We start from the raw sequence: 23918 nt of genomic DNA, 5'->3' as shown, positions 1-23918 counted from the left end.
TTGCCTCCAGGCAACCGACTTCAGGCTCTAGAAGAAACCAAGCTTCTGAGGGCTGTAGGAACAAAGAATGTTCTTCGTCTGCTGGTAGTGCTCCAGCATCATCTTGTGGTTCTCCCGGCCGATCCCGGACTGCTTGTAGCCGCCGAACGCCGCGTGGGCCGGATACGCGTGGTAGCAGTTGGTCCAGACGCGGCCGGCCTGGATCGTGCGGCCGGCGCGGTAGGCGGTGTTGATGTCGCGGGTCCAGACGCCCGCGCCGAGGCCGTACAGCGTGTCGTTGGCCAGCTTCATCGCGTCGTCGAAGTCGTCGAAGGACGTCACCGAGACGACCGGGCCGAAGATCTCCTCCTGGAAGATCCGCATACGGTTGTCGCCCTCGAAGATGGTGGGCTGTACGTAGTACCCGCCCTTCAACTCGCCGTCGTACTCGATGCGTTCGCCCCCGGTGAGCACCTTGGCCCCCTCCTGGCGGCCGATGTCCAGGTAGGAGAGGATCTTCTCCAGCTGGTCGTTGGACGCCTGCGCGCCAATCATCGTCTCGGTGTCGAGCGGGTGCCCCGGCTTGATCTGCTGGGTGCGGGCCACCGCCGCCTCCAGGAAGTCGGTGTAGTGGCCGCTCTGGACGAGCGCTCGGGAAGGACAGGTGCACACCTCGCCCTGGTTGAGCGCGAACATGGTGAAGCCCTCAAGCGCCTTGTCCCGGAAGTCGTCGTCGTGCGCCCACACGTCGTCGAAGAAGATGTTGGGCGACTTGCCACCCAGCTCCAGCGTCACCGGCTTGATGTTCTCCGAGGCGTACTGCATGATCAGCCGCCCGGTCGTGGTCTCCCCGGTGAACGCCACCTTCGCCACCCGGGCACTGGAGGCCAGCGGCTTGCCCGCCTCCGCACCGAAACCGTTGACGATGTTGACCACGCCCGGCGGCAGCAGGTCGGCGATCAGACTCATCCAGTAGTGGATGGACGCCGGGGTCTGCTCGGCGGGCTTGAGGATGACCGCGTTGCCCGCCGCGAGCGCGGGCGCCAGCTTCCAGGCCGCCATCAGGATCGGGAAGTTCCACGGGATGATCTGCGCGACGACCCCGAGCGGCTCGTGGAAGTGGTACGCCACGGTGTCGTCGTCGATCTCGCCCAGCGACCCCTCCTGCGCACGGATCGCCCCCGCGAAATAGCGGAAGTGGTCGATGGCCAGCGGGATGTCGGCGGCCAGCGTCTCGCGGACCGGCTTGCCGTTCTCCCAGGTCTCGGCCACCGCCAGCGACTCGAGGTTCGCCTCCATGCGGTCGGCGATCTTCAGCAGGATGTCCGAGCGCTCCGTCACCGACGTACGGCCCCAGCCGGGCGCGGCCGCGTGCGCCGCGTCGAGTGCCCGCTCGACGTCCTCCGCGGTACCGCGCGCGATCTCGGTGAACGGCTGCCCGTTGACCGGCGACGGGTTCTCGAAGTACTGCCCGCGCGCCGGCGGCACGTACTCACCACCGATGAAGTGGTCGTAGCGCGGCTGGTAGGAGACGATCGAGCCCTCGGAGCCGGGCGTCGCGTAACGGGTCATGCTGGTGTGCCTCCCGGTGCAGCGCTGCCCGCCATTGGGCAGCTCCCGTCGTGCAGGCTAGACGGGCGGACGTTGCGAATATGTTGCACCGCTGGTCACCCAGGGTGTCTGGCGCACATTAGGGCGTCGGCTCGGTACCCCCGGTACGGCCAGCTCGGCCTCCAGCGCCGCGATCCGCGCCCGTACCGGAGCGGTCGGCCGCACGGCCGCCAAGGCCCGCCAGATCAGCAGGTCGTGCTCACCCCACGGCGCGTGAGCCCAGTCCGCCAGCAGATCCGGGTCGCCCCGGGTGATCAGCGCCGTTCGCAGAGCCGCGGCGAGTCGGCGTCGCAACCCCACTACCGCCGGGGCCTGGGAGTTCGGCAGCAGCGGGCCATGATAGGCCCGGAGGGCGGCCGTGAGCGCACCCGTCTCCAACTGCCGTTCGACCAGAGCCGCGTCGCACTCGACCGGCACGGAGAGCCGGTAGGGCCGGGACGCCAACAGTCCTGGCGGCAGCAGCGGGCGCAGTCTGGCGAGCTCGGCGCGCAGGGTCACCGGCGTCACCGACTCGTCCGCGTACAACGCGCACAACAGTTCGTCCCCGGTCATGCCCTCGGGATGCCGGGCCAGGAGCACGAGCACCTCGCTGTGCCGACGGCTCAGCCTGATCCGGCGCCCGCCACCCGGACGGAGTTCCGCCTCGTCCCGGCCCAGCACGCTCAGCGTGACCGTGTCCTCCGTCTGCTTCGGTGGGGCGACCAGGCTGAGCTGCGACTCGGCCGCGCGTGCCACAGCCTGTACGAAGCCCAGGCTGTGCGGATGTGCCAGGCCGTCCCCTCCGGTGATGTCGACGGCTCCAAGGACCCGGCCGGTGTGCGGATCGTGGATCGGTGCGGCCGCACAGGTCCACGGCTGCACCCGCCTTATGAAGTGCTCCGCCGCGAAGACCTGCACCGGACGGTCCACCGCCACCGCTGTGCCCGGCGCGTTGGTGCCGACAGCCGCTTCCGACCAGCGCGCCCCGGGAACGAAGTTCATCCGGTCCGCCTGCCGCAACGTCGTCGGATGCCCCTCGACCCACATCAGTCTGCCGTGCGCATCGCACACCGCGAGCAGATGTGAGCCATCGGCGGCGAACGTGCCCACCAGCTCCCGGACCAGCGGCATCACCTTGGCCAGTGGATGTTCGGCACGGTATGCGCCCAGGTCGTCGTCGGTCAGTTCCACGCTCGCGGTGCCGTCCGGCCCGACGCCGGCCCGTGCGCTGCGCCGCCAGGACTCGGCCACCACCGGCCGGACCGGGCGCGGGACCGTGCCGGCGGTCGTGAAGGTCTCATGGGCTCGGCGTAGCGCCCGGACTCTTTCGTCTGGGTCGGCTCCCGGCTCCAGAGCCACCCACTGATCGGTCAACTCGTCCTCCCTGCGAGGGAACCAACTGGGCCATCGTCACGCGTGGGTCCGCTCCGGACAACCGGGCCGACAGGAGCTCAGGAGAAATTGACGAGTCTGATGTAGCGGACCCAGTCCCAGGTCATCCCCGGGTCGGTGTGATTGGTGCCGGGTACCTGGTAGTGGCCGATGATGTGCTCCCGGTCCTTCGGGATGCCGTACTTGTTGCACACCACGGCCGTCAGTCTCGCGGACTCCTCGTAGAGCGCGTTCGTGAAGTAGGCCGGCTGGTCCACCCAGCCCTCGTGCTCGATGCCGATGCTCCGGGTGTTGTACTCCCAGTCGCCCGCGTGCCAGGCGATGTCCGCCTCCCGGACGCACTGGGCGACATGGCCGTCCGCCGAGCGTACGAGATAGTGCGCGGACACCTTCTTATCGGTGTTCCGGAAGATGGCCAGAGTGTTGGTGTAGGTCTCCTGGGTGACATGGATGATCACCCGGTCGATCTTGTAGGCCGCCGGCCGGCTGGACACCGTGTAATTGCCGCTGCTCGCGGGCTGCCAATCGCCGGGCGGGTAGTCGACCGCCGCCTGCGCGGCCGCCTGGGGGCCGGGGAGGAGTGCGTAGGGGACAGCGGCGAGCGCCGCGCCCTTGAGGATGCCGCGTCGGGTGAGGTGGGTACGGGGCGGGTTCATCTCCATCGTCGGCTGCCCTTCAGCGGTGTGAGGTGTCATCTGCCATGTGTGAAAAGGAAGTTGAGGATGCGGGTGCGCGTGACCGTGGTGCGCGCGGATGCGTCTGTACTGCGGGGGTGCACGTCCGGCTCAGTGGAGCCCGGCACGTATGACCGACACAGTGTCAGCTCCGGTCGGCGGGAACCGGCAATGGTCGCCGTGGTGTCGGTTGTGGCGTCGTGCGCCGGTCGCTTTCGCGGACATGTATCCCCCGAGGCAGGTGGCAGATGGTGCTCAGCACGTGTACGGCCTGGGCTTCCGCCATTGAGATCCGGCGGTTGCGGCTCGCGTGAATGACGGTACGGCGCGCGGGAGTTGGGCAGAAGGGTGAGCGCCGAGTCCGTGGACAACTGGCGGATTGTGGATAAGTCGGCCACCCGTTCGAGGCACTTCGGGTCCCGGTGAGCGTGGCGGGCTTTAGCCACGGGCATCCGCCCATGTGTCAGGGCCGTTCCGCCACCATCGCCGGATCATCCAGCACGGCCCGTACCACCGAATGCGCGGCGCCGAGCAGTGGACCCTCCGGCCCCAGCTCGGACACCGCCACGGGACATGCCGGACCGGCTGTGCGACTGCGCAGCTCACGTTGCAGAGAGGGGAGAAGCCATGGCGAGAGGGCCGCCAGCGCGCCACCCAGGACGACCGTGTCCGGGTCCAGGAGATTGACCGCCCCGGTCAGAGCGATGCCGAGTGCCGTACCCGCCTCCCGCAGTGCCGAGCGCACATCCTCGTCGCCCGCTTCCGCCTGCTCCGCGAGCACCCCCACCACGTCACCGCGGGGTTCGATCCCGGCCGCCCGCAGTACCGCTTCCTCGCCGGCGTACTGCTCCAGGCAGCCGCGTCCGCCGCACGGGCAGGGAGGTCCGTCCGGCCGGACCGGAACATGGCCCAGCTCTCCGGCGAAGCCACGGGTTCCACGGAGCAGCTGGCCGTCCACCACGATCGCCGCACCGATGCCGATCTCCGCAGACACATGGAGGAAGTCTCCCGGCGTGCCGGCACCGAGCCACAGTTCCGCCAGGGCGCCGAAGTTGGCCTCGTTGTCCACGGTCAAGGGCACCCCGCCGGGCAGTACACCGCCGAGGTCAGTGTCGTGCCAGCCGAGATTGGGGGCACGCACGACACTACGGCCGTCGCGGGCGATCAGACCGGGAACGGCGACCGCGAGGCCCGCGACCCAGAGACCGTCCTTCTCCACCTCGGCCGTGACCTGCTGGAGAAGAGAGGTCAGATCCTCGGCCACGGATTCCGGGGAGCGCCCTCGGTTCGCGCCGCGCCGCACGGCCCGCGCGCGAACCGCACCCCGCAGGTCGACCGCGCACACTGCGAGATGATCCACCCCGATCTCCGCCCCGACCCCCGCGGGACCACGCCCGCTCACCGCGAGCGCAGAGCCGGGCCGTCCCACCCGGCTCGGTCGTTCGGGGCCCAATTCCTCCAGCAGGCCCCAGCGGATCAGCTCGTCCACGAGGGACGACACGGCCGCTCGTGTGAGACCTATGCGCGAGGCGACCGTGGCGCGCGACAGCGGGCCGTCCGAGCTGACGGCGTGCATGACCCGAGCCAGGTTGCGGCGACGCATGCCCTGCTGGGTGTCCGGCAGGGCGCGTCCGCTCCCCGTCGGTCGGCTGTCGTGCGGCGGTGCGGTCATGCCTCCGTCGATCCTCGGTTTCCGTGGTCCTGCCCAGCTTGTGGTTCGGTCGCTCGCTGCCGGACCCGGTGCGCGATCCCCTTGCGGGCCGGGTCAGAGGGAGTCCGCACCCCGCTCCAGCAGCGGGGCCGCGTCGGAGAGTACCCCGGCGATCCGGTCCAGGGCTTCCTCGTCCCGCTCCACGGCGTCCAGGACCCGTCCCTCCGTGGTGTTCCAGCGGCGGGCAACGGCCGCCGGGTCCTCACCGGTCAGCAGTCCCGCAGCCTGAGCGGCCGCGCCGAGGGCCACCAGTTCCTTCGCCTCGGGGATCTGTACCGGCCGCCCGGACAGTCGGCGCACCGTTTCCTGCCAGGCCGTGCCGCGGGCGCCACCGCCGATCAGCAGCAAGGGAGCGGTGCGGTCGGCGTCCTCGTCCAGAACCAGGTCGAGTGCGCCGAGCAGCGAGTGCACGGCGCCGTCGTAGGCGGCCTGGAGCACCTGACCGGCGGTCGTGTCATGGCGGAGGCCGTGCAGCAGACCTGAGGCGTGAGGCAGGTCGGGAGTGCGCTCACCGTCGAGGTACGGCAGCAGGGTGACCGCGGTGCCCGGCTCCACGGCCTCCCGGTCCAGCCCCAGCAGGGCCGCGACCCGGTCCACGGCGAGGGTGCAGTTCAAGGTGCAGGCCAGCGGCAGCCAGTCGCCGTGCGCGTCGGCGAACCCCGCCACCGTGCCGGTCGGGTCTGTCGGGCGGCGCCTGGAGACCGCGTACACCGTGCCCGAGGTGCCGAGGCTGAGCACCGGAGTGCCGGATCGCAGGCCCAGACCCAGCGCGGCGGCGGCGTTGTCCCCGGTACCCGGCGCCACCAGCGTGCCCCTGGAGAACGGCAGGTCATGGCCGTCGCGCACGGTACCCGCCACCTCGCCGGGCCGCACCACGCGCGGCAGTAGCGCCGGGTCGAGTCCCACGTACGCCAGGGTCTCCTCGTCGTACGACTCCGTCGCGGACGCCCACCAGCCGGTGCCGGAGACATCGCCGCGATCGGTCGTGCCGAGGCCGGTGAGGCGCTCGGTGAGGTAGTCGTGGGGGAGACGTACCGCCCTGGTGGCACGGACCGCGTCCGGCTCGTGCTCCGCCAGCCACGCCCACTTGGTCACCGTGAACGAGGCGCCCGGCACGCTGCCCGTGCGCTCTGCCCAGGCCTTGGGGCCGCCCAGCTCCTCCACGAGACGGCGGGCCTGCGGGGCCGAGCGCACATCGTTCCAGAGCAGCGCGGGACGCACCGGCTCGCCGTGCGCGTCGAGCGTGACCAGGCCGTGCTGCTGGCCGCCGATCGACACTGCCGCCGCCTCGTGCGCTACGTCGCCGCACTGGCGCAGCGCCTCGCACAGCGCGTCCCACCACTGACGCGGATCGCTCTCCCGTCCCGTGCCAGAGGTCACCGTGTGCGCGGCCTGGCCGCTCGCCACCACCCGCCCGGTGGAAGCGTCGACGACGAGTGCCTTCGTGGACTGGGTGGACGTGTCCACACCGACGACGAGCGGACCCTCGGCTGCTGACATCGGGCTCTCCCTCTTCCGCGGCGTCATCGACCGGCAGCGACGCCGTTCATCGATGGCGCCCCGGCGTCGAGGACATCTGGTCTCTTCCCAGAGGCGCCTTCGCATACTAATTTGTAAACGGCCATGACGAAATAGTCGTACGCACCAAGGAGCCGCGGCATGAACTACCAGCCCACCCCCGAGGACAAGTTCACCTTCGGTCTGTGGACCGTCGGCTGGCAGGGGAGGGACCCGTTCGGCGACGCCACCCGCCGTGCCCTCGACCCCGTCGAGTCGGTGCAGCGCCTGGCCGAGCTGGGCGCCCACGGCGTGACCTTCCACGACGACGACCTGATCCCCTTCGGTGCCTCCGAGACCGAGCGCGAGTCGCACATCAAGCGCTTCCGCCAGGCTCTGGACGCGACCGGTATGGCCGTGCCGATGGCGACCACCAACCTCTTCACCCACCCCGTCTTCAAGGACGGCGCGTTCACCGCCAACGACCGCGACGTGCGCCGCTACGCGCTGCGCAAGACGATCCGCAACATCGACCTCGCCGCCGAACTAGGCGCCAAGACCTATGTCGCCTGGGGCGGCCGCGAGGGCGCCGAGTCCGGTGGCGCCAAGGACGTCCGGGCGGCCCTGGACCGCATGAAGGAGGCCTTCGACCTCCTCGGCGAGTACGTCACCGCGCAGGGTTACGACATCCGTTTCGCCATCGAGCCCAAGCCCAACGAGCCGCGCGGCGACATTCTGCTTCCCACCGTCGGCCACGCGCTCGCCTTCATCGAGCGCCTGGAGCGCCCCGAGCTGTACGGCGTCAACCCCGAGGTCGGGCACGAGCAGATGGCCGGGCTCAACTTCCCGCACGGCATCGCGCAGGCGCTGTGGGCGGACAAGCTCTTCCACATCGACCTCAACGGCCAGTCGGGCATCAAGTACGACCAGGACCTGCGCTTCGGAGCCGGTGACCTGCGGGCCGCCTTCTGGCTTGTCGACCTGCTGGAGAGCGCCGGCTACGAGGGCCCCCGGCACTTCGACTTCAAGCCGCCGCGCACCGAGGACCTCGACGGCGTCTGGGCTTCGGCCGCCGGATGCATGCGGAACTACCTCATCCTGAAGGACCGCGCGGCCGCCTTCCGTGCCGATCCGGAGGTGCAGGAGGCGCTGCGCGCGTCGCGGCTGGACGAGCTGGCGCAGCCCACGGCTGCGGACGGCCTCGACGCCCTGCTGGCCGACAGTTCGGCCTTCGAGGACTTCGACGTGGACTCCGCCGCTGCGCGGGGCATGGCCTTCGAGCGGCTCGACCAGCTGGCGATGGCCCACCTGCTCGGCGCCCGCGGCTGACGGGATCGCGCGTGGTCAGCCCGTCGAGGCTGGTCACGCGCGTCCTGCGTCGGCCTTCGACCTGGGCCTCAGGGGTTCCTCAGGGTCGGCTTCAGGGATGTCTCAGGGGCGGTGGCCGGAACCGTGAGGCGCTCGGGACCGTTTCCCATGCAGAGAGCGGCAGTGGGTCGTGACGTAGGAGGCGGAGTTCATGTCGAGAAACGCGAAGATCGCCGTGGGTGGCGTGGCGGTCGGGCTGATCCTTCTGATTTGGCTGCCCTGGTGGGCGGCACTGCTGATCATCGTGGGCGTGCCCGCCGCCGCGTACCTGACGTTGGACCCTTCGCAGCGGCGCAGGCTGCGTCGGGTGGCGCGCAAGGAGATAGGCCGCTGACGCCTTTGGGCGGCGCTTCGCACGGGGTCACAGCGGGCGTACGGCGATCTTGTCCAGCCCTTCCAGCAGGCCGGGGAGTTCCGGGCCCCGTCCCACGGGGATGACCTCGCCGGGTTCCGTGTCGAGCAGGATGAACGCGATGTCGTCGGTGCGGGCCACGATCGACCATCCGGGACCGTCGGCACGCAGGGTGCGCGCGTCTCCGGGGGCGAACGAGGAGCGGACGCGTCCGAGGGGCGGCGGGGCGTCGATGTAGGCGCGTGCCTCCTCGAGTACCTGGCGGACGCCGGGATGGCCGGGCTTGGCGGTGCCTTCCGGCTCGGTCTCCGGTGCCGCTTCGGCCTCCGGGGCGGTTGCCTCGGTTCCGGAAGCCTGCTTGTTCGGCAGGACATCGGCGTCGTCGAGCCGGCCGCGCCACTCGGCCCACTGGAGCGCTATCTCGTCGGCGCCGAGGCGTCGCTGGGCCGGTCCCCAGGTGCTGGTATCGGGTGGAGTGAGAGGCGGGGGGTCCGTGGCCTCGGTGTCCGGGTCGTGCGGGGCCGGTACATCGGGTGCGGCGACGGCGAGCGCCAGGGGCCAGCCGGGCAGGGCCGCCACGAGGGTGCGCTCGTCGGGCGACAACTCGTACTCCATGCCGCAGTCCCAGGAAGCTATGGCCACCGCGACCAGGGACACGTCATCGATGACGGCCGTCCACCGGGCCCCGTCTCCGTCCTGCCCGAGAACCAGGCCGTACCCCTCGTCGAGCGGCGTGAGACCGAGCGCCGCGCAGGCCGCGGGATAGTCGTCACCGAGCACGCTCGGGAACTGCGCCGGTGTCAGCAGCACCGCCGTCAATACGTAGAGCGCCTCGTCCGCAGCAGCCACGGGTGCATCGTCCGACCCGGCCATCTCAGCCTCCCCAGTGGTTCGTCTGTCGGCGCGCACCCTAGTGCGCGGGGGAGAAGCTTGTCACGACTCCCCGCACCGGGCGGAGCTGCGGTTTTCCTGCCGGACGGGGGCGAAACACCCCTTGGCCGTCAAGAGTCTCCTCAGTCCGCCGGCAGGCCCAGCAGATCCCGGGCCACCGCCCGAGGGGTCGTGGAACGCTCCCGGGCGAGGGCGACCACGGCTCGGCTCGCCAACTCGCCCACACCGAAGGAGAGTGCCTCGGGCGACACCCACGACGACGCCTCATCGACTCCGTCCTGGTCGTCCTGCGCGCGGGCCGCCGCATAGGCAGCCGCGGCCTCGAAAAGGTTGTGCCCCCGCGGCTTCGGCTCGGTGGGTGCCTCCCCGTGCGCGGAAAGACCCAGCCTGGCCACGTACTTGCGGATCATGTCGAACATGCGAACCACCTTTCCCCGGCCCAGGGCTCGCTCATCACACATGTCTCGTCACTCAAAGTAGAGTCGGAACTTCCGCGACAGAAGGGGACCTCACGGTGAAACGCTTCGAGCGGCTCGACCAGATCCGGCGGATGGACCCGGTCGCCGATGCCCCGGAGATCTACCGGCTCAGCGCCGCGTTCGAATTCCCCTGGGACTACACACGCGCGCTGGAACTGGCCCTCTACCGCACCTATGCCGTCCCCAGCATCGGCCGGCTGCTCGCCGACACGGCGGAGCTGACCGAGCGCTCCCAGCGGCGGTACGACGACACCGCCCTGCTGCTCGACGCCGTCATGGAGCACGGCTTCGCCGCCCCGGAGGGCCGTACCGCGATCCGGCGCATCAACCAGATGCACCGCAGCTACGACATCGGCGGCGACGACATGCGTTACGTGCTCTCGACCTTCGTGGTCATGCCCAGGCGCTGGATCGACACCTACGGCTGGCGGCGGTTGTCCCGGCACGAGATCGTCGCCACCACCGAGTACTACCGCACCCTCGGGCGCCACATGGGGATCCCTGACATCCCGGAGACGTTCGAGGAGTTCGAGGCTCTCCTCGACTCCTACGAGAGGGAGCACTTCGCCTGGGACCAACGGTCCCGGCAGGTGTCCGACGCGACGCTCGACCTCATGACGTCCTGGTACCCACGTCCGCTCGCGCCGCTGTTGCGGACGGCGACGCTCGCCCTCCTCGACGAGCCTTTGCTGCGCGCCTTCCGCTACGAGGCGCCGAGCGCGACCGCCACCTCCCTGGTGCGCCGTGCCGTAAAGACCCGTGGACGGCTGGTGAGGCTGCTCCCGCCACGCCGCGCGCCTCACTTCGCCCGGCAGAACTGGGAGATCAAGAGCTACCCGAGCGGCTACCGTACCGCCGACCTGGGCACACACCCGGTTCCGGGGACGGGTGGCTGCCCGGTGAGGCAGGTGAAGTTGACCGACGCTGTGGACTGAGGCGAGCAGCCGCCGGCAGTCCGATTTCAGGGCTCGCGCACTGCCAGCGCCAGGAAGTGGCCGGGCTGGTCGACGTAGGACGTCATGTGCCACCCGGAATGCGCGAGGAGAGGACCGAGGTTGGCCTCGGCCCGCAGGTCGTCCGGCGTGAGCTGCCTGCCCTGGCGAGCGGCCAACGCGGCCCGGCCGATGGGGTGGAACAGCGCCAGCGTGCCACCGGGCCGCACCACGCGGGCCAGTTCGCGCAGGTTCGCAGTCGGCTCAGGGAGGTGAGCGACCAAACCCGCCGCGAAGACGGCGTCAAGGGACTCCGTCCTCAAGGGAAGGGCGGTGACGTCGGCGAGCAGTAGGGCACCCTCCTGGCCCCGCCCGGCCTGCGAGGCGACCTCGAGCATGGCCGAGGTGAGATCGGCCCCGATCACCGTCCCGGACGACCCCACGGCGGCGCGCAGCGACGGGAGCGCGCGGCCCGTGCCGCACCCCGCGTCGAGCACCCTGTCGCCCTCGCCCAGCCCCATCTCGGACACCGCGGCCGCGTAGGCGGGCCCGTCGTCGGGAAACGTGCTGTCCCAGCCAGCCGCCCGGGCGGTGAAGAACTCCTGGACGTGCGTGTGGTCGTCACTCATACTCCGATGATCTCTCACCGTCCCCGTTGAGGCCGCACGCACAGGGATAGGCCGCGATGCGGTCCTTTCACCGCAACTCCACGTCATGTTCGGACACCCGCTGTGTCATGTTGTGGCAGCTTTCGAAATGCGCCCCCTGCGTACGCCCCTGCCCCGGCTAGCGTCCGTGGGCCATGGGACACCTTGACCACGCGGCCTTCGGCTGGCTGACCCCCGCGCTCTCGTATGCGATGGCCTGCATCGGCGCCGCACTCGGCCTGCGCTGTACCGCGCGCGCTGGCGACGACCGGCCGGGCCCGCCGCAACTGGCTCATCACGGCCGCCTCGGCGATCGGGACCGGCATCTGGACCATGCACTTCGTGGCGATGCTCGGCTTTCGCGTCAGCGGCACCGACATCCGCTACGACGTGCCGCTGACGATCCTGAGCCTCGTCGTCGCCATGGTCGTCGTGTGCGCGGGCGTCTTCGCCGTCGGCTACAGCAAGGACCGCAACCGCGCCCTCCTGGTCGGCGGCCTCACCACGGGCCTCGGCGTCGCCAGCATGCACTACCTGGGCATGGCCGCCGTCCGGCTGCACGGGGACGTCACCTACGACCCCGTACTCGTCGGGCTGTCGATCGTGATCGCGGTGGTCGCCGCGACGGCCGCGCTCTGGGCGGGCCTGAACATCAAGTCCCCGCTCGCGGTCACCCTCGCCTCGCTGGTCATGGGGGCGGCCGTCAGCAGCATGCACTACAGCGGCATGCTCGCGGTGAGCGTCCACGTCGACCCCTCCGGCGCGACCCTGCCGGGCGCCACGGCCATGCAGTTCATCTTCCCGCTCGCCGTGGGCCTCGGCTCCTACCTCTTCATCACCTCGGCTTTCGTCGCCCTCTCGCCCTCGGCGGACGAGCGCCAGGCGTCCGCCACCGCTCAACGGCCCGTCGAGAGCGCCGCCCACTAGCGGAAGCCCGGCCCGAGAGCCCCGACCCACTGCCCGAGCGAGGAGGCCATGCGCCCACCCCGTAGCACCCCGAAGGCCGGACCACCGGCGCAGTCCCCGACCCCGCTGCGCGGCCGGCGCGCACACGCCGGGCCCCCGGCCGACGAGGGACCCGAGGCGTACCTCGACATGGCGCCGGACTACACGCCGCCGCGCTCGGGCCGCTGGCACATGCGCCCCCGTACCGTTCGCGCCAAGGTGGTCTGCCTCCTGATGGTGCCGGTGGTCTCGCTCCTCGCGCTGTGGGCGTACGCCACCGTGACCACGGCTCAGGACGTGTCCAAGCTGCGCCAGTCCCAACGGGTCGACGCCGAGCTGCGTGCGCCCGTCGCGGTCACCGTCGCCGCGCTGCAGGCCGAACGGGCCGCCGCCGTGCGGTACGCCGCCGAACCGAACGCGGCACGCGGAAACGATTTGCGCGGTCTCGCGGCCACCACCGACCGGGCCGTGGCGAAGCTGCGACTCGGCGGCGACAGCACCGTCGCCGCCGGCCAGCAGCTCCCCGCGGGAGTCGGCAACCGCCTGGAGACCTTCGTCGGCGGCGTCGGGCAGCTCCGCTCGCTGCGGACCGCCGTGCTCGGCCGCGAGGCGGACTGGGCCACAGCGTACGACCGGTACTCCACGACCATCGGCGCCGCGTTCGCCGTGGACGGAGCGCTCTCCGGCATCCAGCGGGCCGACGTCGGCTCGGACGCGCGCGTGCTGCTCGAATTCTCCCGGGCCGCCGAAGCACTGGCCCAGGAGAACGCCGTCCTCGGCAGCACGAGCCCGGACGACACCCTCCGCGGCCGACGAGCCCTGTTGCTGGACGGCGCCGTCGCCAACCGGCGTGCCCTCACCCAGGTCGCCGTCGCCGACCTGCCCGCCGCCCAGCGCGACGACTGGAACCGCGTCGCCCGTGGCCGTGCCTACCTCGCCCTCACTGCTACCGAGGACCGCCTCCTGGCCGCCGGCTCCGGAGCCAGGGCGGTCGACACGACGCCCGGTTCGGGCTGGGCCACCGCCCACGCACGCGTGCAGGCCGACATGAGCAGCATTGCGGCGGACACCAGCCGGACGGTGGCGGGCCGCGCCGACCCGTTCACGCATGGCGTGCTGAGCCCGGCCGGCGCCGCTGTGCTCTTCGGCCTGGCCGCGGTCGTCGCCTCGCTCGTGATCTCGGTCCGCATCGGACGCGCGCTCGTGGTCGAGCTGGTGAGTCTGCGCAACGACGCTCTGGAGATCGCCCGCCGTAAACTCCCGGCGGCCATGCGGAAACTCCGGGCCGGTGCGGAGATCGACATCCGGGCCGAGGCGCCCGCCGGGCCGCCCGCCGAGGACGAGACCGGGCAGGTGGCGGAGGCCCTGACGACGGTGCACCGGGCCGCCCTGCACGCCGCCGTGGAGCGCGCCGAACTCGCCAGCGGCATCTCCGGTGTCTTCGTCAACCTCGCCCGCCGCAGCCAGGTGCTGGTCCACCGCCAGCTCAGTCTGCTGGACAGCATGGAGCGCCGCTCCGACGATCCGAACGAGCTGAGCGACCTGTTCCGGCTCGACCACCTCACCACGCGCATGCGGCGCCATGCCGAAAGTCTGATCATCCTCTCCGGAGCCGCACCCGGCCGGGCCTGGCGCATGCCGGTGTCCCTGACCAATGTCGTCCGCGCCGCCGTCTCCGAGATCGAGGACTACGCGCGCGTCGAGGTCCGTCAGCTCCCCGAAGCGGCCGTCATCGGGGCGGCCGTGGCCGACCTCACGCATCTGCTGGCGGAACTGGTCGAGAACGCCGCCCAGTTCTCGCCGCCCCACACGCGCGTGCGGGTGTCCGGCGAACCGGTCGGCAACGGCTACGTCCTCGAGGTCGAGGACCGGGGCCTGGGCATGAGCGCCGAGACGCTCGTCGAGGCCAACCGGCGCATCGAGCAGTCCGAGAGCCTCGACCTCTTCGACAGCGACCGCCTGGGCCTATTCGTGGTCAGCAGACTCGCCGCCCGCCAGGGCATCAAGGTGCACCTGCGCACCTCCCCGTACGGCGGTACCACCGCGGTCGTTCTGCTGCCCACCGCCCTGGTCCACCAAGGGACCCCGGAGCAGCCCGCCGAGGCGCCCCCGGCCCCTCAGGAGCCGGAACGTGAGTACGCGCGCATGCCCGAGGCACCCGCCCCGGCAGCGGTGATCACCCAGACCGGACGACCCGCCCTGGTAGCCACCGTGCCACCGCCCGCCGAACCCGTCCCCGACACACCGCCTCCCGGAGTCAGCACCTTGAGGCCCCACCGCCTGCCCACCGACTCCGAATCCTCGGACGACCTCCCGCGCCGCGTGCGCCAGGCCAGCCTCGCGCCTCAGCTCCGCAAGGAGCGCCCCGCCGAACCGGCTGCGGAACCCGAACCACCCAACGACGAGGGACGCACCCCGGAAACCGTGCGGGACCGCATGGCGGCCTACCGCGACGGCTGGGTCCGCGGCGGCGGCCGCCGTCCCGGCCGCGTCGCACCGGAGCCCGCAACGGGCAGCGACAGCACCGAAGGAGAACCCGCATGATCCAGGAGCCGAACACGACCGTGAACCAGCGATCCGGCGAACTCGACTGGCTCCTGGACGACCTGGTCAGGCGAGTGGGCGAAGTACGCCACGCCGTGGTGCTCTCCAACGACGGCCTCGCCGTCGGCGCCTCCACCGGCCTCGGCCGCGACGACGCCGAACACCTCGCCGCGGTGGCTTCCGGCTTCAACAGTCTGGCCAAGGGCACAGGACGCCATTTCGGCGCGGGCGGTGTGCGTCAGACCATGGTGGAGCTGGATGACGCCTTCCTCTTCGTGGTCTCCGCCGGCGACGGCTCCTGCCTCGCCGTCCTCACGGCCGCGACCGCCGACATCGGGCTGGTCGCCTACGAGATGGCACGCCTGGTCAGACGCGTGGGTGAACACCTCTACGCGGCACCGCGGGTCGCCTCACGGCCGCCCGCGGCAGGCTGACCGGGAAGGCCGGAACGGATGACCGAGAAGCCGCCGGGAGACCTCCACGACGAGGGCAGCCAGTGGTACGACGGCGAGGCCGGACCCTTGGTGCGCCCCTACGCCATGACCGGTGGACGTACCCAGCCCGGCCCGACCGGGGTGCCCTTCGACCTCATCGCCCTGGTCACCCTCGACCCCGCCGCGCCGGGCATGGACGGCGACAGCGCGCTGGGCCCGGAACACCGGACCTTGATCGAGCTGTGCCGCACCGAGACGCAGTCGGTCGCGGAACTCGCGGCCGACGCCGACCTGCCCGTGGGCGTGGTCCGCGTGCTCCTGGGCGACCTGCTGGAACTCGGCTGCGTCACCGTCAGCCGCCCGGTGCCGCCCGCGCATCTGCCGGACGAGCGGATTCTGCGCGAGGTCATCGAAGGATTGCGGGCCCTGTAGATGAACGTTCACGACCGACCCGGCGCCTCTTCGGCCGCCGTTCCGCACGCTTCCGGTGGCCAGTCGGCCGGAAGTCGGTCACATCTGGTGCTTTCCAGTCCAAACCCCCGAGGCGGTGTCGAAGTTGCCATGATGCTGACCTCACGCCCGAGCACGTCGACCGCAGCCGGCCCTCCCGAGAGAAGTGATCATGGCCTCTGAGCACGTCGAAGCCGCCGACGACATCTCCGCCCTGGCGCTGAAGATACTGGTGGCGGGGGGATTCGGCGTCGGCAAGACCACACTGGTCGGCTCCGTCAGCGAGATCCGGCCGCTGCGCACCGAGGAACTGCTCAGCGAGGCGGGTCAGCTGGTCGACGACACCGATGGCGTGGACCGCAAGGTCACCACCACCGTGGCGATGGACTTCGGCCGCATCACCATCCGCTCCGGCCTCGCCCTCTACCTGTTCGGGACGCCGGGACAGGACCGCTTCTGGTTCATCTGGGACGAACTCTCGCAAGGAGCTCTCGGAGCCGTGGTCCTCGCCGACACCCGCCGTCTGGAGGACTGCTTTCCGGCGGTCGACTACTTCGAGCACCGGCGCATCCCGTTCGTCGTCGCCGTCAACTGCTTCCCCGGCGCGCGCCCCTATGGCGCCCAGGACGTCTCTCGCGCCCTCGACCTGGACCAGGGAACCCCCGTGGTGCTCTGCGACGCCCGTGACCGCGACTCCGGCAAGGAGGTCCTGATTCGCCTCGTCGAGTACGCCGGGCGCATGCACACCGCCCGGCTTCTCGACTCGGTGAGCTGAGGCCGCCTCAGTCCGCGAGGTCCTGCACGGCCACCACATGGTCGATGTGCACTCGCACCAGCAGCTCACCCGGAACGCCGTTGCGGGCGCCGAACTCCTCGGCGCGGTCCTGGCCCATGTACCGCGCGGCGATCCGGGTGGCCCACCGGCGGATCTCGTCCAGATCCTCGGACAACCGGGCCTGTCCGTTCAGCACCACGAACGAGAACGGCGGCCGGTCGTCGTCCACGCAGAGCGCGACCCGCGGGTCACGGGCGAGATTGCGCCCTTTCACTGTCTCCTCACCGGTGTTGAAGACCAGATCGTCACCGTCGAGCAGGAACCAGATCGGGGCGATATGAGGGCTTCCATCGGCCCTTACGGTCGCCAGCTTGCCGGTTCGGGTGCCCTGGGAGACGAACGCCCGCCATTCCTCGTCGGTCATCTTGTGTGCCATGAGCCCATCCTGCTTGCCCGGACGCCGGAGGTGGGGAAGGCTTGCGGAAAGCTCCTCCAGCCAGGGGGAGAGGCCACACGGGGAGAACGAACATGGCGCAGAACCAGGGACTGGGCTGGCTCCTGGACGATCTCACCCAGCGCGTGGACCACGTGCGGCACGCGCTGGTGCTCTCGAACGACGGACTGGTCACCGGGGCGAGCACCGGACTACGGCGCGAGGACGCGGAGCATCTGGCGGCCGTCTCCTCCGGACTGCACAGCCTGGCAAAGGGATCGGGCCGCCACTTCGGTGCGGGCCGCGTCCGGCAGACCATGATCGAGTACGACGACGCCGTACTCTTCGTCACCGCGGCCGGACCCAGCAGTTGCCTGTGCCTGCTCAGCGGTGCGGAGGCGGACATCGGTCAGATCGCCTACGAGATGACGTTGCTGGTGAACCGTGTCGGCGAACACCTCGGGGTGAACGCCCGGCAGCCCGAACACTCTCCGGTCTCCGAACTCTGACCTGCGGATTCACGGGATTACGGAAGGTTATGCACAGGTCCGACACGGAGTGCGCTGATATGGCTACGGTGTGTGCACGGCGAACGCGCAGGGCGGGAGCCGACCACTCCACGGGGGAGCAGAGCCATGTCGGGAACCACCATCGCATCCGTGACCACCCTGACCCCGGAGCGCCCCGCGCTCTGCGCACCGAGCCGCGCGGCCCGGGAACTGGGCCTCCAGCGCTACGAGTTCGACCTGGCCATCGAGCTGGGCCGCATCCGCATCGTGTCCGGCGGGGCAAGCGGCGGCCGACGAGTCGCCCGGACCGAGATCGCCCGCCTCCAGGCGCAGCCCGGTTTTCCCCAGACGCTTCGCGAGCGGGTGAGGGTCGTGGGCACCAAGGAGGGCGCCTCCCTCATGGGCGTCTCCGAAGGCAGGTTCGCCAGGCTCGCCCGGCTGGGACTGCTGGTGCCGGTGCGCTTCTACCTGAACCGGTACCGAGCCGTGGTGTGGCTGTATCTGGCCGAGGAACTGCGGGAGTTCGTGGCGAACGGTGAGCACGCCGATCTGATCACGGGCAGGACGCCCGAGACACTCAGGAGCCAGCTCACTGCCGGGCTCGACCTGCGCCCGAGGAACTGGCGTGGACGTCACCTCGGTTTCCTGCTGCGGCAGGCCGACGACCCGTGGGCGCGAGCCGGAGCCATTGCCGCCTTCCTGCCGAGCGAGGAGATCGCGGACATCGTCAAGGTCCCTTATGAGCGGGCCAGGTTGGACCGCGCGAGGCCGAACCTGCCCGAGCACGGCGCCCCCGGATCACCTTCCGCGCTGCTCGGCGAGCAGATCATGACCGCGCAGGACGCGGACGAGATCGCGTGGCTGAGTGCGGATCTCGTACGACAGCTGGAAGCGACACGGGCACCGTGGCCCGCGCCCTCACCAGTGCCGAGCCGGCGGGATCATGCCGCGCGACGACCGCGCGTACGACGAGTGCCCACACTGCCGGTACCGCGACCTTCCGCCCCGGCTGCACCGGTCGACATCGCCACGGCGCGAGCATGCTCCGACATCCCGGTCTCCGCGCCGCTGCCAAGAAGCGGCCACGGGCCCGATGTCACCAGAGCGCGACCGCCCCGAGGGCTGCTGACCTGGCTGCGTCGCGGAAGCCCCTGGAGCCCCCCGGCCGGCGATCGCACTAGAGGGACCTGAACAGGCCCTCCTGGACGACCGATACGAGCAGTTGCCCGTGCACGTCGTAGATGCGCCCGCGGGCCAGGCCGCGGCCGCCGATGGCGATCGGGGACTCCTGGTCGTACAGGAACCACTCGTCGGCGCGGAACGGACGGTGGAACCACATGGCGTGGTCCAGCGACGCCATGTCGAAGTTCCGCTGACCCCACAGCGGCTCGACCGGGATGCGGACCGCGTCGAGCAGGGTCATGTCGCTCGCGTAGGTCAGCGCGCAGGTGTGGATCAGCGGGTCGTCGCCGAGCGGACCGACCGCGCGCATCCATACCGCACTACGCGGTTCGGCACCGTCGATGTCGTCCGCGTTCCAGCGCAGCCGGTCGACATAACGGATGTCGAAGGGCTGGCGGCGCGCCATCAGCTCCAACTGCTCCGGGAGCGCGCCCAGATGCTTCCGGATCTCCTCGGCCACGGGCGGCAGGGACTCCGGGTCCGGCACCTCACGGGCGGGCGGCAGCTGGTGCTCGAACGGTCCTTCCTCAGGCTTGTGAAAGGAGGCGGTCAGATTGAAGATCGTGCGGCCCTGCTGCACGGCCGTGACCCGGCGCGTGGTGAAGGAGCGTCCGTCACGGACCCGCTCCACCTGGTACACGATCGGCACGCCCGGCCGGCCCGGACGCAGGAAGTACGCGTGCAGCGAGTGCACGGGACGGTCGCCTTCCGTGGTGCGCCCCGCCGCGACCAGCGCCTGGCCCGCCACCTGGCCGCCGAAGACCCTCTGGAGGGACTCCTGCGGGCTGCGGCCGCGGAAGATGTTGACCTCGATCTGCTCCAGGTCGAGCAGATCGACCAGGCTCTCGGCCGGATTCGTCATCGGTGGGTTTCTCCTGTGCTCACAACTGACCGACATCGGTGACACGGACGACCGCACGGCCCTCCGCGTCGGATGCGGCGAGATCGACTTCCGCGCTGATGCCCCAGTCGTGGTCACCATTCGGGTCGTCGAAGATCTGACGGACGCGCCACAGCTTGGCCTGCGGCTCCTCCTTGATCACCAGCAGCTTGGGGCCGCGGGCGTCGGGACCGGTGCCGAGGTCCTCGTACTCGTCCCAGTACTTGTCCATGGCCTCGCCCCACGCGTCCGCGTCCCAGCCGGAGTCGGCGTCCAGCTCGCCGAGTTCGTCGACCTGGTCGAGAGCGGCCAGCTCCACGCGGCGGAAGAGAGCGTTGCGGACCAGCACGCGGAAGGCGCGAGCGTTGGTGGTGACCGGCTTCACCTCGTCGGCCTTCTCCTGAGCCTCCTCGGCGGTCATCACCTCCGGGTTGGCGAGCTGCTCCCACTCGTCCAGGAGGCTGGAGTCGACCTGGCGGACCATCTCACCGAGCCATTCGATGAGGTCCTGGAGGTCCTCGGACTTCAGGTCGTCCGGGATGGTGTGGTCGAGGGTCTTGTAGGCGCTGGCGAGGTAGCGCAGCACGATGCCCTCGGTGCGGGCCAGCTCGTAGAGCGAGACCAGCTCCGTGAAGGACAGGGCGCGCTCGTACATGTCGCGGACGACCGACTTCGGCGACAGCGGGTGGTCGCCGACCCAGGGGTGGCTCTTGCGGTAGGTGTCGTAGGCGTGGAAGAGCAGCTCTTCCATCGGCTTGGGGTAGCTGATGTCCTGGAGCCGCTCCATGCGCTCCTCGTACTCGACACCGTCCGCCTTCATCAGGGCCACGGCCTCACCGCGCGCCTTGTTCTGCTGGGCGGCGAGGATCTGACGCGGGTCGTCCAGGGTGGACTCGACGACGGACACCATGTCGAGGGCGTAGGACGGCGACTCGGGGTCGAGGAGTTCGAAGGCCGCGAGCGCGAAGGTGGACAGCGGCTGGTTGAGCGCGAAGTCCTGCTGGAGATCCACGGTGAGACGGACGATGCGGCCCTCGGCGTCCGGCTTGTCGAGCTTCTCGACGATGCCGCCGTCCAGCAGCGAGCGGTAGATGGCGATCGCGCGGCGGATGTGGCGGAGCTGCTGCTTGCGCGGCTCGTGGTTGTCCTCCAGCAGATGGCGCATCGCCTCGAAGGCGTTGCCCGGCCGGGCGATCACCGACAGCAGCATGGTGTGCGTCACCCGGAACCGCGAGGTCAGCGGCTCGGGCTCGGACGCGATCAGCTTCTCGAAGGTGTTCTCCGTCCAGCCGACGAAGCCCTCCGGAGCCTTCTTGCGCACCACCTTGCGGCGCTTCTTCGCGTCGTCCCCCGCCTTGGCGAGGGCCTTCTCGTTCTCGATGACGTGCTCGGGGGCCTGCGCGACGACGAGTCCGGCGGTGTCGAAGCCGGCGCGGCCGGCCCGTCCCGCGATCTGGTGGAACTCGCGGGCCCGCAGCGTGCGGACCCGGTTGCCGTCGTACTTGGTCAGGGCGGTGAAAAGCACGGTGCGGATGGGCACGTTGACGCCGACACCGAGGGTGTCCGTGCCGCAGATGACCTTCAGCAGACCAGCCTGGGCCAGCTTCTCCACCAGGCGCCGGTACTTGGGCAGCATGCCGGCGTGGTGGACGCCGATGCCGTGCCGTACGTACCGGGAGAGGTTCTGGCCGAACTTGGTGGTGAAGCGGAAGTTGCCGATCAGCTCGGCGATCCGGTCCTTCTCCTCACGGGTGCACATGTTGATGCTCATCAACGCCTGCGCCCGTTCCACGGCCTGCGCCTGCGTGAAGTGCACGATGTACACCGGAGCCTGCCGGGTCTCCAGCAGCTCGGTGAGCGTCTCGGTGAGGGGAGTGAGCCGGTACTCGTAGGAGAGCGGCACCGGGCGGGTGGCCGAACGGACGACAGCGGTGGGGCGCCCGGTGCGGCGGGTGAGGTCCTTCTCGAAGAAGGACACGTCACCGAGCGTGGCCGACATCAGGATGAACTGTGCCTGGGGCAGCTCCAGCAGCGGAATCTGCCAGGCCCACCCCCGGTCGCCCTCCGCGTAGAAGTGGAACTCGTCCATCACGACCTGGCCGATGTCCGCGTCCTTGCCGTCCCGCAGCGCGATGGACGCCAGCACCTCGGCCGTGCAGCAGATCACGGGCGCGTCGGCGTTCACGGAGGCGTCGCCGGTCAGCATGCCCACGTTCTCGGTGCCGAAGATCTTGCACAGTTCGAAGAACTTCTCCGACACCAGGGCCTTGATCGGAGCGGTGTAGAAGGTGACCTCGTCGCGGGCCAGCGCCGCGAAGTGCGCGCCGGCGGCGATCATGCTCTTGCCGGAACCGGTGGGCGTCGAGACGATCACGTTAGCCCCGGACACCACCTCGATCAGCGCCTCTTCCTGGTGGGGATAGAGGGTGAGGCCGCGATCCTGGGCCCACGACTCGAAGTTTTCGTACAGGGCGTCGGGGTCGGCGGTCCGCGGGAGCTGATCGATGAGGGTCACGCCCCCATCTTGCCTGCCCATGCCGTCAACCGGGGAATCGGCTGCGGGCGTCAAGATCATGGAGGCTACGCTGTGTCGCCGACGGATCATCAGCACCGCAGGTCAACTGGACAGCGGCACACCAAGAATGGGGCGGGACGCGGCCATGATGGGACCAGCACACTCACTGTCGGGGGCCGCGGCCTGGCTCGGTGTCGGAGCGGCGGCCGCCGCCTTCGGGTACCCGATGCCCTGGCCGGTCCTGCTGGTGGGTGCCCTGGTCTGTGCGGGTGCCGCGCTCGCCCCCGATCTGGACCACAAGGCGGCCACCATCTCGCGGGCCTTCGGACCGGTGTCCCGCTGGATCTGCGAGATCGTCGACAAACTGTCGTACGCCGTCTACAAGGCCACCCGGAAGCCGGGCGACGCGCGCCGCACGGGCGGGCACCGCACCCTCACGCACACCTGGCTGTGGGCGGTCCTGATCGGCGTGGGCAGTTCTGCCGTGGCGGTCACCTGTGGCCGCTGGGGCGTCCTGGCCATCCTGTTCGTGCACATGGTGCTGGCCATCGAGGGCCTGCTGTGGCGGGCCGCGCGTGGTTCCAGCAGCGATGTGCTGGTGTGGCTGCTCGCTGCGACCAGCGCCTGGATTCTGGCGGGGATGCTGGACAGACCGGGCCAGGGCGCCGACTGGCTGTTCAGCGATCCGGGCCAGGCGTACATGTGGCTGGGTCTGCCGGTCGTGCTGGGCGCCCTGGTCCACGACATCGGGGACGCGCTGACCGTCTCCGGCTGCCCCGTCCTGTGGCCCATCCCCGTCGGCCGCAAGCGCTGGTACCCGGTCGGACCGCCGAAAGTGCTGCGCTTCCGGGCGGGGAGCTGGGTCGAGCTGCGGGTGCTGATGCCCGCGTTCATGGTGCTCGGCGGGGTGGGCGGCGCGGCGGCGCTCAACTTCATCTGAGGCCCCGGCCAAGTTCGTCAGGCGCTCGCGTCCGGGCGCTGCCCGCCGTACCGGCGTTCGAACCGGTCGATGCGGCCCTCGCTGTCCAGCGTGCGGGCCTTGCCGGTGTAGAAGGGGTGGCTCTCCGAGGAGATCTCCACGTCGATCACCGGGTATGTCTCGCCGTCGTCCCACTCGATGGTCTGCTCGCTGCTCGCGGTGGACCGGGTGAGGAAGGCGTAGCCCGCCGAGCGGTCGCGGAAGACGACCGGGCGGTAGGCGGGCTGCTTGTCCTGCTGCATGGCGGCTCCTCGCACGAGTGGGCGGGTCGGGAGGCTTCCGGATCAGCCGGGAAGGGGGTTCTCGTCGACGATGTGGACGGCGGCCTCCTCGGAGGAGGCGGCGGCGCCGTCGATGCCGACGTCGGTGGCCACGAGCGCACTCTCGGCGTCCTCGTGCACGCCCTCGTCGGGAGCGACCAGGCGGCCGGAACGGCGGAGGCCGACCTCGTTGTCGAGCACTTCGCCATCGGTGTCCTCGCAGTCGCCGAGGCCGTCGCCGTCGGGGGTGGCCGAATCGGGCACCTCCTCGGCGAGTCGCTGGTCGAGCGTTTCGCCGGCCTCGCGTTCCGCCGCCGTCACCCCGGTGTGCTCGACCGCCCACGGCCGCTCGGGAGGGGACCAGCCCCGGTCGAGGGGATCATTGACACCGTCGCCGTCCAACGTGCCCTCGACGTCGAGCACCCCCGAGTCCTCCGGGATCTCGTCGGGGTCGGGCTGATAGACGTCGTCACCCCATCCGTCGGCGCTGTTCACGTGGA

Annotated in this window: 23 protein-coding genes and 1 pseudogene; 11 read left to right on the top strand and 13 right to left on the bottom strand. The window is 70.4% G+C overall.

The genetic code is table 11. The features are described from left to right. Positions 1–27 precede the first annotated feature (27 nt). The 5 genes from exaC to xylB form a co-directional block, all read right to left on the bottom strand. A complete protein-coding gene (exaC, locus tag E5082_RS10280; protein WP_135790971.1) occupies positions 28–1551 on the bottom strand; it encodes an acetaldehyde dehydrogenase ExaC in 1524 nt (507 codons plus the stop codon). 57 nt (positions 1552–1608) lie between these two features. Beyond that, positions 1609–2943 carry a GAF domain-containing protein gene (locus E5082_RS10275; protein WP_135790970.1) on the bottom strand — a complete coding sequence of 445 codons (1335 nt, stop codon included), beginning with the start codon at positions 2941–2943 and terminating at the stop codon, positions 1609–1611. Between the two features lie 77 nt (positions 2944–3020). After that, complete coding sequence (locus tag E5082_RS10270; RefSeq protein WP_373310024.1) at positions 3021–3617, bottom strand: N-acetylmuramoyl-L-alanine amidase; 597 nt, start codon at positions 3615–3617, stop codon at positions 3021–3023. Between the two features lie 481 nt (positions 3618–4098). Further along, positions 4099–5307, bottom strand: coding sequence for an ROK family transcriptional regulator (locus E5082_RS10265; protein ID WP_135790969.1), 1209 nt, complete (start codon positions 5305–5307; stop codon positions 4099–4101). Between the two features lie 93 nt (positions 5308–5400). Continuing rightward, positions 5401–6846, bottom strand: a complete 1446-nt coding sequence (gene xylB, locus E5082_RS10260) for a xylulokinase (protein WP_135790968.1) — start codon at positions 6844–6846, stop codon at positions 5401–5403. A 159-nt stretch (positions 6847–7005) separates the two neighbouring features. Between xylB and xylA the strand changes: the two genes are divergently transcribed. Together xylA and E5082_RS10250 are read left to right on the top strand one after the other, a co-directional pair. Continuing rightward, positions 7006–8172 (top strand): xylose isomerase, encoded by a 1167-nt coding sequence (xylA, locus tag E5082_RS10255; protein ID WP_135790967.1) that lies wholly within the window; start codon positions 7006–7008, stop codon positions 8170–8172. A 190-nt stretch (positions 8173–8362) separates the two neighbouring features. Continuing rightward, a complete protein-coding gene (locus E5082_RS10250; RefSeq protein ID WP_086693740.1) occupies positions 8363–8545 on the top strand; it encodes a hypothetical protein in 183 nt (60 codons plus the stop codon). A gap of 27 nt (positions 8546–8572) precedes the next feature. On the opposite strand, the gene E5082_RS10245 is transcribed toward E5082_RS10250, so the two are convergent. Together E5082_RS10245 and E5082_RS10240 are read right to left on the bottom strand one after the other, a co-directional pair. Next, positions 8573–9436, bottom strand: coding sequence for a hypothetical protein (locus E5082_RS10245; protein ID WP_135790966.1), 864 nt, complete (start codon positions 9434–9436; stop codon positions 8573–8575). A gap of 140 nt (positions 9437–9576) precedes the next feature. Beyond that, on the bottom strand, positions 9577–9873 hold the full coding sequence (locus tag E5082_RS10240; protein ID WP_135790965.1) for a hypothetical protein: 297 nt from the start codon (positions 9871–9873) through the stop codon (positions 9577–9579). A gap of 95 nt (positions 9874–9968) precedes the next feature. Between E5082_RS10240 and E5082_RS10235 the strand changes: the two genes are divergently transcribed. Continuing rightward, positions 9969–10868: an oxygenase MpaB family protein gene (locus tag E5082_RS10235; RefSeq protein ID WP_135790964.1), complete on the top strand. Its 900-nt coding sequence runs from the start codon at positions 9969–9971 to the stop codon at positions 10866–10868. 26 nt (positions 10869–10894) lie between these two features. On the opposite strand, the gene E5082_RS10230 is transcribed toward E5082_RS10235, so the two are convergent. After that, the gene (locus E5082_RS10230) at positions 10895–11494 is read right to left on the bottom strand and encodes a class I SAM-dependent methyltransferase (RefSeq protein WP_135790963.1); all 600 of its coding nucleotides are present in this window, start codon (positions 11492–11494) and stop codon (positions 10895–10897) included. Positions 11495–11667: 173 nt separating this feature from the next. On the opposite strand from E5082_RS10230, the pseudogene E5082_RS10225 reads away from it, so the two are divergent. The 5 genes and pseudogenes from E5082_RS10225 (at position 11668) to E5082_RS10205 (ending at position 16660) form a co-directional block, all read left to right on the top strand. Continuing rightward, a pseudogene (locus tag E5082_RS10225) lies at positions 11668–12439 on the top strand (MHYT domain-containing protein). Between the two features lie 48 nt (positions 12440–12487). Further along, positions 12488–15001 carry a sensor histidine kinase gene (locus tag E5082_RS10220; protein ID WP_135790962.1) on the top strand — a complete coding sequence of 838 codons (2514 nt, stop codon included), beginning with the start codon at positions 12488–12490 and terminating at the stop codon, positions 14999–15001. After that, positions 14998–15435, top strand: a complete 438-nt coding sequence (locus E5082_RS10215; RefSeq protein WP_135790961.1) for a roadblock/LC7 domain-containing protein — start codon at positions 14998–15000, stop codon at positions 15433–15435. The genes E5082_RS10220 and E5082_RS10215 overlap by 4 nt, the downstream gene beginning before the upstream one ends. Positions 15436–15453: 18 nt before the next feature. After that, positions 15454–15867 (top strand): DUF742 domain-containing protein, encoded by a 414-nt coding sequence (locus E5082_RS10210; RefSeq protein WP_135790960.1) that lies wholly within the window; start codon positions 15454–15456, stop codon positions 15865–15867. A 190-nt stretch (positions 15868–16057) separates the two neighbouring features. Continuing rightward, entirely contained in the window at positions 16058–16660 is a 603-nt protein-coding gene (locus E5082_RS10205) for a GTP-binding protein (RefSeq protein WP_086692341.1), read from the top strand. A gap of 7 nt (positions 16661–16667) precedes the next feature. Here E5082_RS10205 and E5082_RS10200 read toward each other — a convergent pair whose 3' ends face one another. Beyond that, positions 16668–17096: a PPOX class F420-dependent oxidoreductase gene (locus E5082_RS10200; protein ID WP_135790959.1), complete on the bottom strand. Its 429-nt coding sequence runs from the start codon at positions 17094–17096 to the stop codon at positions 16668–16670. Between the two features lie 92 nt (positions 17097–17188). On the opposite strand from E5082_RS10200, the gene E5082_RS10195 reads away from it, so the two are divergent. Further along, complete coding sequence (locus E5082_RS10195; protein ID WP_030803533.1) at positions 17189–17602, top strand: roadblock/LC7 domain-containing protein; 414 nt, start codon at positions 17189–17191, stop codon at positions 17600–17602. A gap of 126 nt (positions 17603–17728) precedes the next feature. Then, positions 17729–18793 (top strand): DUF6397 family protein, encoded by a 1065-nt coding sequence (locus E5082_RS10190; RefSeq protein ID WP_229918787.1) that lies wholly within the window; start codon positions 17729–17731, stop codon positions 18791–18793. On the opposite strand, the gene E5082_RS10185 is transcribed toward E5082_RS10190, so the two are convergent. Both E5082_RS10185 and E5082_RS10180 read right to left on the bottom strand, forming a co-directional pair. Continuing rightward, positions 18780–19646 (bottom strand): acyl-CoA thioesterase, encoded by an 867-nt coding sequence (locus E5082_RS10185; protein ID WP_135790957.1) that lies wholly within the window; start codon positions 19644–19646, stop codon positions 18780–18782. The two genes, E5082_RS10190 and E5082_RS10185, sit on opposite strands and share 14 nt — an antisense overlap. 19 nt (positions 19647–19665) lie before the next feature. Beyond that, positions 19666–22179 (bottom strand): DEAD/DEAH box helicase, encoded by a 2514-nt coding sequence (locus E5082_RS10180; RefSeq protein WP_167514024.1) that lies wholly within the window; start codon positions 22177–22179, stop codon positions 19666–19668. A gap of 145 nt (positions 22180–22324) precedes the next feature. On the opposite strand from E5082_RS10180, the gene E5082_RS10175 reads away from it, so the two are divergent. Then, on the top strand, positions 22325–23119 hold the full coding sequence (locus E5082_RS10175; protein ID WP_135790955.1) for a metal-dependent hydrolase: 795 nt from the start codon (positions 22325–22327) through the stop codon (positions 23117–23119). A 17-nt stretch (positions 23120–23136) separates the two neighbouring features. Here the strand turns inward: E5082_RS10175 and E5082_RS10170 are convergent, their stop codons facing one another. Both E5082_RS10170 and E5082_RS10165 read right to left on the bottom strand, forming a co-directional pair. Then, the gene (locus tag E5082_RS10170; RefSeq protein WP_030803545.1) at positions 23137–23400 is read right to left on the bottom strand and encodes a type B 50S ribosomal protein L31; all 264 of its coding nucleotides are present in this window, start codon (positions 23398–23400) and stop codon (positions 23137–23139) included. 42 nt (positions 23401–23442) lie between these two features. After that, on the bottom strand, positions 23443–23913 hold the full coding sequence (locus tag E5082_RS10165; RefSeq protein ID WP_135790954.1) for a DUF5709 domain-containing protein: 471 nt from the start codon (positions 23911–23913) through the stop codon (positions 23443–23445). Between the last annotated feature and the right edge of the window lie 5 nt (positions 23914–23918).

Origin of the sequence: Streptomyces griseoluteus (assembly GCF_004784465.1) — a bacterium.
GTDB classification, from domain to species: domain Bacteria; phylum Actinomycetota; class Actinomycetes; order Streptomycetales; family Streptomycetaceae; genus Streptomyces; species Streptomyces griseoluteus.
The sequence above is the reverse complement of the archived record's forward strand: the minus strand, read 5'-3'. Positions and strand labels throughout refer to the sequence as shown.

What these genes read in the sequence shown, in the direction of transcription:
- exaC (WP_135790971.1), bottom strand. Translation starts at nt 1,551, where the DNA reads ATGACCCGTTACGCGACGCCCGGCTCCGAGGGCTCGATCGTCTCCTAC.
- E5082_RS10270 (WP_373310024.1), bottom strand. Translation starts at nt 3,617, where the DNA reads ATGAACCCGCCCCGTACCCACCTCACCCGACGCGGCATCCTCAAGGGC.
- E5082_RS10265 (WP_135790969.1), bottom strand. Translation starts at nt 5,307, where the DNA reads ATGACCGCACCGCCGCACGACAGCCGACCGACGGGGAGCGGACGCGCC.
- xylB (WP_135790968.1), bottom strand. Translation starts at nt 6,846, where the DNA reads ATGTCAGCAGCCGAGGGTCCGCTCGTCGTCGGTGTGGACACGTCCACC.
- xylA (WP_135790967.1), top strand. Translation starts at nt 7,006, where the DNA reads ATGAACTACCAGCCCACCCCCGAGGACAAGTTCACCTTCGGTCTGTGG.
- E5082_RS10250 (WP_086693740.1), top strand. Translation starts at nt 8,363, where the DNA reads ATGTCGAGAAACGCGAAGATCGCCGTGGGTGGCGTGGCGGTCGGGCTG.
- E5082_RS10245 (WP_135790966.1), bottom strand. Translation starts at nt 9,436, where the DNA reads ATGGCCGGGTCGGACGATGCACCCGTGGCTGCTGCGGACGAGGCGCTC.
- E5082_RS10240 (WP_135790965.1), bottom strand. Translation starts at nt 9,873, where the DNA reads ATGTTCGACATGATCCGCAAGTACGTGGCCAGGCTGGGTCTTTCCGCG.
- E5082_RS10230 (WP_135790963.1), bottom strand. Translation starts at nt 11,494, where the DNA reads ATGAGTGACGACCACACGCACGTCCAGGAGTTCTTCACCGCCCGGGCG.
- E5082_RS10220 (WP_135790962.1), top strand. Translation starts at nt 12,488, where the DNA reads ATGCGCCCACCCCGTAGCACCCCGAAGGCCGGACCACCGGCGCAGTCC.
- E5082_RS10215 (WP_135790961.1), top strand. Translation starts at nt 14,998, where the DNA reads ATGATCCAGGAGCCGAACACGACCGTGAACCAGCGATCCGGCGAACTC.
- E5082_RS10210 (WP_135790960.1), top strand. Translation starts at nt 15,454, where the DNA reads ATGACCGAGAAGCCGCCGGGAGACCTCCACGACGAGGGCAGCCAGTGG.
- E5082_RS10205 (WP_086692341.1), top strand. Translation starts at nt 16,058, where the DNA reads ATGGCCTCTGAGCACGTCGAAGCCGCCGACGACATCTCCGCCCTGGCG.
- E5082_RS10200 (WP_135790959.1), bottom strand. Translation starts at nt 17,096, where the DNA reads ATGGCACACAAGATGACCGACGAGGAATGGCGGGCGTTCGTCTCCCAG.
- E5082_RS10195 (WP_030803533.1), top strand. Translation starts at nt 17,189, where the DNA reads ATGGCGCAGAACCAGGGACTGGGCTGGCTCCTGGACGATCTCACCCAG.
- E5082_RS10190 (WP_229918787.1), top strand. Translation starts at nt 17,729, where the DNA reads ATGTCGGGAACCACCATCGCATCCGTGACCACCCTGACCCCGGAGCGC.
- E5082_RS10185 (WP_135790957.1), bottom strand. Translation starts at nt 19,646, where the DNA reads ATGACGAATCCGGCCGAGAGCCTGGTCGATCTGCTCGACCTGGAGCAG.
- E5082_RS10175 (WP_135790955.1), top strand. Translation starts at nt 22,325, where the DNA reads ATGATGGGACCAGCACACTCACTGTCGGGGGCCGCGGCCTGGCTCGGT.
- E5082_RS10170 (WP_030803545.1), bottom strand. Translation starts at nt 23,400, where the DNA reads ATGCAGCAGGACAAGCAGCCCGCCTACCGCCCGGTCGTCTTCCGCGAC.